We start from the raw sequence: 5,858 nt of genomic DNA, 5'->3' as shown, positions 1-5,858 counted from the left end.
GCTGGGCGGCGCTGGCGCGGCTGGCCGGCGGGGTTCAGGTGGTGGCCCTTGGCGGCATCGAGGGGCGGCGGATGCGGGCGCTTGGCCCGGCCTGCCGCGGTGTTGCGGCGATCGGGGCTTTGTCAAATCAGTGTCATACAGTGTGGCGTTGATACCACAGCGCAGCCAAATAGCCTTCACCGGCGCTTTCGGATGTTGCTTCCTGAGACTGAAATGCCTTTTATCCGCCTGTCTGACGCCTCGCCGCGACGGCTTTCGGGCCTTGAAGCGGCACAGGCGGCAAAGAATTCACGCCGGTCTGACCGGCAACATGGAGGTTTGAATGCGCAAGTATCTTCTGGCGTCTGCCGCATCGCTCGGCTTGATGGTCGCCGCGTCCGGTGCCGCTCACGCCCAGGCTGCCAAGGCCCCCGCTCCGGGTCAGATCGTCGTCCACCTGAACGGCCTGTTGAACGACCAGATCAACATGATCGGCGCGACGGGTGACAGCATCCAGGGCGGCAACAAGCTGAACCCGATCGGCATGTCCGGCTTCCTGCGCCTGTATCCGGGCTTCGACGGTACGACTGAGAATGGAATTCAGTATGGTGTCGCGACAGAGTTGCGCACCACTTACACGCCCGCTGGCGTCGGTACACACGAAGGCTTCGGGGCTGAAGGTGGTAATGGTTATACTACTTTAGCTATCCGTCGTGCTTACGGATATATCGGAACACCTCAGACCGGTTTCGTTCGATTTGGGCAGACTGATGGTATTTGGTGGCTGCTAGCGACCGGCGAATACTATAATTTCGGCGATGGCAATTTGTGGAATTCTGATGGTGGTGTTGGTACGGCTGTGCCGTCTCCTGATGCACCAAAGGGACTCTTCACGTCAGCTGGTGCGCTCTACACCACCAACAAAATCGTCTACATCTCGCCTGACGTCGACGGCTTCAAGGCTGGCTTCGACTTCGAGCCAAATTCAAATGCTTTTAACGAGGGGGCGCTTTGCACAATTGGTTCACAAAATTGTGCAACACTTGCCAGCGGCGTAAGTGGTGCTGGCAGCGCGCGCCGCAAGAACACCATCACGGGCGGTCTGGAATATTCTGGCGAGTTCAACGGCACGGGCGTGACCCTCGCGGTTGATTACCTGCATGCGGCGCCGATCGGTGTCAGCTCGGGCACGTTCACTGTCGGCACGCACAGCTACACCGGCTACAAGTCGATGGGCATCGCCGAGTTCTCGGGCCAGGTGAAGTATGCCGGGTTCACGCTGGGCGCGAACGTCAAGACCGGTCAGGTGAACGATGGCTACCACTTCCTGCTGCCGGGCCAGCGCGACCTGCTCTTCTATGAAGTGACCGGCATCTACGATTTCGGCCCCTACACGGTCGGCGCCTACTACTTCAACAATCAGTCCGCCGGGGCATACTATTTGGGTTCGGGCTATGGCCGCACCGCGACCAACTACGGCATCGCCGTCGGCGCGAACTACGCCCTCAGCAAGAACCTCGGCCTGTATGCGACCTATCTCTATGGTCACCGTCACCAGGCCGGCTACAACTTCATCACCAACGACTCCACTGTCGCGACCGGCTACGACAACGTGCAGTCCCAGGCGTTCAGCCTCGGTGCCGCTCTGAAGTGGTAATCTGACCCGAAAGGTGTTCAGGTGGGGCGGCGGAGCGATCCGCCGCCCTTTTCATTTGCCGGTGCCGCGTGGCGGTTGTCGCCTGGCGGCCTTGAGGGCGTTGTTTGGCGGCCTTGAGGGCCGTAGTTTGGCGGCCTTGATGGCCGCGCGGGCCTTGGCGCGGCCGCGCGGCAAGGTTAAAGACCATCGTTGCCGGCCGGATCCTCCGGTCCGAACTGCGGAGACGAATGTGCGCTTTCCAGACATGACCTGCCCGAACAACTTCCTCCGGCCTGCTCTGAAAGCCGCGGCGCTGGGCTCCGCGCTCGCGCTCGTGGCGTGCAGCAACGCGAAGCAGCCCAACCTGCCGAACATGGAAACCTATCGAACCCCGCAGGCGATGGCCTCCAGCGGCAATGGCGGGCTCGGCACGCTGTTCACGTTCGGCGGCAAGAGCCACGCGGAGCAGACCGGTGTGGCGGTCAATGCCTATCTCTGGCGTGCCTCGCTCGTCACGCTCAGCTTCATGCCGCTGGCCTCGGCGGACCCCTTCGCCGGCGTGATCGTGACCGACTGGTATTCGCCGCCGGCCAAGCCGGACCGGCGCTTCAAGGTGTCCGCCTATGTGCTCGGCACCACGCTGACCGCCAACAACCTGAAGGTCTCGGTCTTCGAGCAGGATCGCCAGGGCGGCGCCTGGGTCGACCAGCCGGTCGATCCCGCGGTTGCCAACGGCCTCGAGGATCGCATCCTCGCCCGCGCCGCCCAGCTGAAGGCGGCGGGGCAGCTGAACGGCTGAGACCATGGACCAGACCACGCACGACGCCTCCGCCTATGATTTCACCGCCGCCGAGGCGCGCTGGCAGGCGGCGTGGGAGGCGCGGAACTGCTTCGCCACCGCCGACGCGCCGCAGGGCGGCCGGCGGAAATGCTACGTGCTGGAGATGTTCCCCTACCCGTCGGGGAAGATCCATATGGGCCATGTGCGGAACTACGCGATCGGCGACGTGATCGCCCGCGCGCGGCGGGCCCAGGGCTATGACGTGCTGCACCCGATGGGCTGGGACGCGTTCGGCCTGCCGGCCGAGAACGCGGCGCGGGAGCGCAATGTCGATCCCGCCAAATGGACGCGCGACAACATCGCGGCGATGAAGGCCGACCTGAAGCGCGTCGGCCTCTCGGTCGACTGGTCGCGCGAATTCGCCACCTGCGACCCGGAATATTACGGGCACCAGCAGAAGCTGTTCCTCGACCTCTGGCGCGCCGGCCTGGCCTATCGGCGCGAGTCGGCGGTGAACTGGGACCCGGTCGACATGACCGTGCTCGCCAATGAGCAGGTGATCGACGGGCGGGGCTGGAAATCCGGCGCGCCGGTGGAAAAGCGCAAGCTGCGCCAGTGGTTCTTCCGCATCACCGATTTCGCCGCGGACCTGCTCGCCGGGCTCGACACGCTGGAGAACTGGCCCGAGCGGGTGCGGACCATGCAGCGCAACTGGATCGGCCGCTCCGAGGGCGCAGAATTCACCATCCGGCTGGCGGCGCCGTGCGGCGGGATCGAGAGCGTGCCGGTCTATTCCACGCGGCCGGACACGCTGTTCGGCATGAGCTTCGTCGCCCTGGCGCCGGATCATCCGCTCGCCACCGCCGTTGCCGCGGCCAATCCCGAGGCCGCCGCCTTCATCGCCGAGTGCCAGAGTGCTGGCACCTCCGAAGCCGCGATCGAGGCGGCCGAGAAGCGCGGGTTCGATACCGGCCTGCGCGTCGTCCACCCCTTCGATCCGTCGCGGACCCACCCGGTCTGGATCGCCAATTTCGTGCTGATGGACTACGGCACGGGCGCGATTTTCGGCTGCCCGGCGCATGACCAGCGCGACCTCGATTTCGCCCGCAAATACGGGCTGGACGTTACCGTCGTCGTAGCACCCAAGGACGATCCGGGCCTCGCGGTGGGGGATGTCGCCTTCACCGGCGATGGCGTGATCGTCAATTCCGGCTTCCTCGACGGTCTCGCCGTCACGGCGGCGAAGTCCCGCGCCATCGCCGAGCTCGAATCGCGCGGCGCCGGCAAGGGCGTGGTCAACTGGCGCCTGCGCGACTGGGGCGTGTCGCGTCAGCGCGCCTGGGGCTGCCCGATCCCGATGATCCATTGCGAGGTCTGCGGCACCGTTCCCGTGCCGGAAAAGGACCTGCCGGTGCGGCTGCCGGACGACCTGCCGTTCGACCGGCCGGGCAACGCGCTCGACCATCACCCGAGCTGGAAGCACGTGGCCTGCCCGCAATGCGGCGCGGCCGCCCAGCGCGAGACCGACACGTTCGACACCTTCGTCGATTCCTCGTGGTATTTCGCCCGGTTCTGCGCCCCGCACGCGCCCGTGCCGGCGGACCCGGCGGCGACCTCGCACTGGATGCCGGTCGATCACTATATCGGCGGCATCGAGCACGCGATCCTGCACCTGCTGTACGCCCGCTTCTTCACCCGGGCGATGCACCGGCTCGGCCAGGTCGGCGTCGCCGAGCCCTTCGCCGGCCTGTTCACCCAGGGCATGCTCACGCACGAGAGCTACCGCACCGAGGACGGCAAGTGGCTCTACCCCGAGGAGGTGATCCGCCACGCCGATCACGCGACGACGCTGGATGGCCGCAAGGTGATCGTCGGGCCGATCGAGAAGATGTCGAAATCGAAGCGCAACACGGTCGATCCCTCGGCCGTGATCGCCCGCTTCGGCGCCGACACCGCGCGGTGGTTCGTGCTGTCGGACAATCCGCCGGAGCGCGACGTGGAATGGACCGAGGCGGGGGCGCAGGGCGCGTTCCGCTATGTCCAGCGGCTGTATCGTCTCGCCCGCAGCGTCGCCGCCGACCGGGCGGACGACGTGGCGCTGGAGCGCGCCGAGGGCGAGGCCCGCAAGCTGCGGCAGGCGACGCATCGCACCATCGCCGCGGTGACCGAGGCGATCGACGGTTTCGCCTTCAACGTCGCCATCGCCCGGCTCTACGAGCTGGCGAACGCCATCGCCGAGACCGAGGGGCGGGATGCGCCGGGGCTGCCGGCGGCGCGGCGGGAGGCGATGTCGGCGCTGATCCGCCTCGCCGCGCCGATCATCCCGCATGTCGCGGAAGAGGCGAACGCGCAGGTCTCGCCGGAGGCCGGGCTGGTCGTCAACCAGCCCTGGCCGGTCGCCGAGCCGGAGCTGCTCAGGCGCGATTCGGTGACGCTTGCGGTGCAGATCATGGGCAAGCTGCGCGGCACGATCGAGCTGCCGCCGGGGGCGGACGCCGAAACCGCCATCGCGGCGGCGATGGCCGAGCCGCGCATCGCGCAACTTCTGGAAGGGGCGACGATCGTCAAGCGCATCCACGTTCCCGACCGGATCGTGAACTTTGTCGTCCGTCCTTAAGATCCTGCCCCTCGCGAGCCTGCTCGCGCTCGCGGGGTGCGGGTTCCGCCCGCTATATGGCGGCGGCCAGGCGGGAACCGCCGTCGTCTCGCAGCTCGACGAGATCGATGTCGGCCTGCTGCCGGACCGGCAGGGGCAGTTGCTGCGCCAGGCGCTCGAAGCCGAGTTGCAGCGCGCCGGCGCGCCGTCCTTCTATCGCTACCATCTCGCGGTCGACTATGGCTGGAACGTGCAGATCGTGGGCGTGCAGCCGGACAGCTCGAACACCCGAAACCGCTACATCGCCACCGCGCAATGGACGCTGACGCCCGAAGGCGACCGGAGCCGGATCATCGCCCGCGGCTCGACGCAGGCGATGGATGCGATCGACAACATCGACAACCAGAACTTCGCGGGCACCCTGGATCAGGGCGTGCTGCGCCATCGCTTCGCGAAGCGGCTCGCCCGGCAGATCACCCAGCAGCTCGCGGTCTATTTCCGCAATCACCCCGACCGGGGGTAAGCCGGTGAAGATCGACGCCCGCCACGTCGAGACATTCCTCGCCGATCCGGGCCGCGCGCGGTTCGTTCTTGTCTACGGACCCGACACCTCGCTGGTTGCCGAACGGGCGCGCCGGCTGGCGAAGCTGGTCGCGGGATCGCTCGACGATCCGTTCCGGCTCACCGAACTCGATGCCGACACCGCCGAGCGCCTGCCCGAGGAAGCCGGGGCGCAGGCCTTCGGCGGCGGCCGCCGGGTGGTGCTGCTGCGCGATGCCGGCGACCGGCAGGTGGCACCCGTCGAGGCCGCGCTGGAGGGGAAGGGCGATGCCCTCATCGTCGCCATCGGCGGTGATCTGCCGGGG

At 67.0% G+C, this 5,858-nt stretch carries 4 protein-coding genes and 1 pseudogene; all 5 read left to right on the top strand.

Going from position 1 to position 5,858, the window contains the following annotated elements; translation table 11 throughout:
* Positions 1 to 322 precede the first annotated feature (322 nt).
* Positions 323 to 1,636, top strand: coding sequence for a hypothetical protein (locus APM_RS15605; protein WP_007424348.1), 1,314 nt, complete (start codon positions 323 to 325; stop codon positions 1,634 to 1,636).
* A gap of 229 nt (positions 1,637 to 1,865) precedes the next feature.
* Entirely contained in the window at positions 1,866 to 2,414 is a 549-nt protein-coding gene (locus tag APM_RS15600; protein WP_007424347.1) for a DUF3576 domain-containing protein, read from the top strand.
* 4 nt (positions 2,415 to 2,418) lie between these two features.
* Positions 2,419 to 5,013, top strand: coding sequence for a leucine--tRNA ligase (gene leuS / locus APM_RS15595; protein WP_007424346.1), 2,595 nt, complete (start codon positions 2,419 to 2,421; stop codon positions 5,011 to 5,013).
* A complete protein-coding gene (gene lptE / locus APM_RS15590; RefSeq protein WP_007424345.1) occupies positions 4,997 to 5,515 on the top strand; it encodes an LPS assembly lipoprotein LptE in 519 nt (172 codons plus the stop codon). Before leuS ends, lptE begins: the two co-directional genes overlap by 17 nt.
* 4 nt (positions 5,516 to 5,519) lie before the next feature.
* Positions 5,520 to 5,858 (top strand): annotated as a pseudogene (locus APM_RS15585) (DNA polymerase III subunit delta); the annotation flags it as partial.

This window comes from Acidiphilium sp. PM, assembly GCF_000219295.1.
Lineage (GTDB): Bacteria > Pseudomonadota > Alphaproteobacteria > Acetobacterales > Acetobacteraceae > Acidiphilium > Acidiphilium multivorum.
The sequence above is the reverse complement of the archived record's forward strand: the minus strand, read 5'-3'. Positions and strand labels throughout refer to the sequence as shown.